This window comes from Acidithiobacillus sp. (assembly GCF_023255755.1).
Classification (GTDB): Bacteria; Pseudomonadota; Gammaproteobacteria; order Acidithiobacillales; family Acidithiobacillaceae; genus Acidithiobacillus.
The window spans coordinates 1-1,969 of record NZ_JAGDVS010000096.1 but is presented as its reverse complement, the minus strand read 5'-3'; the positions used below and the strand labels follow the sequence as shown (position 1 = coordinate 1,969).

Below are 1,969 nucleotides of genomic sequence, written 5' to 3'. Positions count from 1 at the left end.
GGAGCGGAGTAGGGCGGGCAATGTCGGCGTCAGTCCAGCTTTCAGCTCGCTGCCTGCCAGCGCTTTCACCCACGCGCCGCCGCCATCCTCAACCTGAGTCCCGACCATCTGGACTGGCACGGCGACTATACGGCCTATGGTGCCGCCAAGGCGCGCATTTTCCAGGCGATGGGAGCGGGAAATACGCTGGTACTGAATGCCGAAGACACCTTTACCGCCGCCCTCCCCGCTCAGGTTCCGGCAGGGGTGCAACTGCAGTTCTTTGGACGGGCAGGCGATCGCGATGCCTATACCGCCGATGATCAGCTCTGCCTGCGCACCGACGGTCCGTTGCTGGCCTTGGATCAACTCCTGCTGCGCGGTGGGCATAACACCGAAAATGCGTTGGCGGCGGCATTGCTCGCTCGTGCCGTAGACATCCCACTTACCGCCATTCGGCAGGCCTTGCGCAATTTCTCCGGTTTGCCCCACCGTCTCGCCTGGATCGCTGAGATAAACGGGGTGAACTACTACGACGACTCCAAGGGCACCAATCTGGGCGCCACCCTCAAAGCCATGTCCGGCTTGCCGGGACCCCTGGTGATGATTCTGGGCGGCGATGGCAAAGGGGCCGACCTGAGCCCGCTGCGGGAAGCCTGCCTCGGTCAGCGGGGGGCCGTGGTCATTGGTAAGGATGGCCCGCAAATAGCTGCACTGCTGGCTGGCGTGTTACCGGTGCAAGCCGCCGACAGCATGCCGGCAGCGGTGCAGGCAGCAGCGAAGATGGCGCAGAGTGGCGACCAGGTGCTGCTCTCACCTGCCTGCGCCAGCACGGACATGTTCACCGATTATCAGGATCGCGGCCGTCAGTTTGCCGCAGCCGTACAGACCGTGACGGGGAGAGTGGCATGACCAGGCCAAGCTGGTGGTTAGCGGAAGACGGACCTGCCGACACTGTTCTCTGGTGGATCATTCTGGCCCTGCTCGGCTTCGGCTTCATCATGGTCTACTCCGCCAGCGCTCCGATCGCCCAGCACGAGACCGGCAACCCTTTCTTCTTTGCCGAGCGGCAGGGCCTCTACGGCATTTTTGCCGCCACGATACTCTATTACGCCAGCCGCATTGATCTGGATTTCTGGGAGCGCATCACTTTCCCGCTGATGGGCCTTTCCATAATCTCCTTGATCATTGTTTTCATACCATTTATCGGCGTATCGGTGAATGGCTCCCATCGCTGGATCAACTTCCTCATTGTCCGCCTGCAGCCTTCTGAGTTGCTGAAATTTGCCTTGCTGCTTTTCCTCGCCCGCTACGTGGTACGTAAGGGGGAGTTGCTGGGCCGCTTCAAAGAGGGGCTCTGGCCAATTTTTGTGGTGCTCGGTCTGCTGGGTGTGCTCCTGCTTCTGCAACCGGATTTCGGCTCTTACGCGATGGTGGTGCTCCTCACCGGAGTGATGCTCTTTCTGGGCGGCCTGCCCTTGGGTTACGTCATCCTGGCCGGCGCCGTATCGGGTAGCGCGCTCGGAATTCTGGCCGTATCAGCGCCTTATCGCCTGGCCCGCATCACGACCTTCCAAAACCCCTGGGCAGATCCTTATGGGGCTGGATTCCAGTTGGTGCAATCTCTCATTGCCTTTGGGCGTGGCGGCATCTTCGGAGTCGGTCTGGGCGACGGGGTAATGAAATATTTTTACCTGCCCGAGTCCTATACAGACTTCATTCTGGCGGTGATCGGCGAAGAGCTCGGCATGATGGGGGTGTGGTCCCTGGCGATTCTCTATGGCATCGCCTGCTGGCGGATCTACCGTGTCGGCCGCCGTGCTGCGGCGGCCGGTGATGCCTTCTTCGCTCTTTTCTGCTACGGCACGCTGACCTGGTTTGGGGGCGAAGCGGTCATGTCCATGGGCGTAAATCTTGGCGCTCTACCGACCAAAGGTTTCGCCCTACCGCTGATCAGTTACGGCGGCAGCGCCCTGGTCTTCCTCTGCGC

2 protein-coding genes are annotated in these 1,969 nt (G+C 61.0%); both read left to right on the top strand.

All coding sequences use genetic code 11. The features are described from left to right. The first annotated feature begins 84 nt into the window (after nt 1-84). Entirely contained in the window at nt 85-891 is an 807-nt protein-coding gene (gene murD / locus Q0C48_RS06770) for a UDP-N-acetylmuramoyl-L-alanine--D-glutamate ligase (protein ID WP_366937029.1), read from the top strand. Further along, nucleotides 888-1,969, top strand: a 1,082-nt coding sequence (gene ftsW, locus Q0C48_RS06765) for a putative lipid II flippase FtsW (RefSeq protein ID WP_291522764.1), incomplete at its 3' end; no start/stop codon positions are given. The genes murD and ftsW, both read left to right, overlap by 4 nt.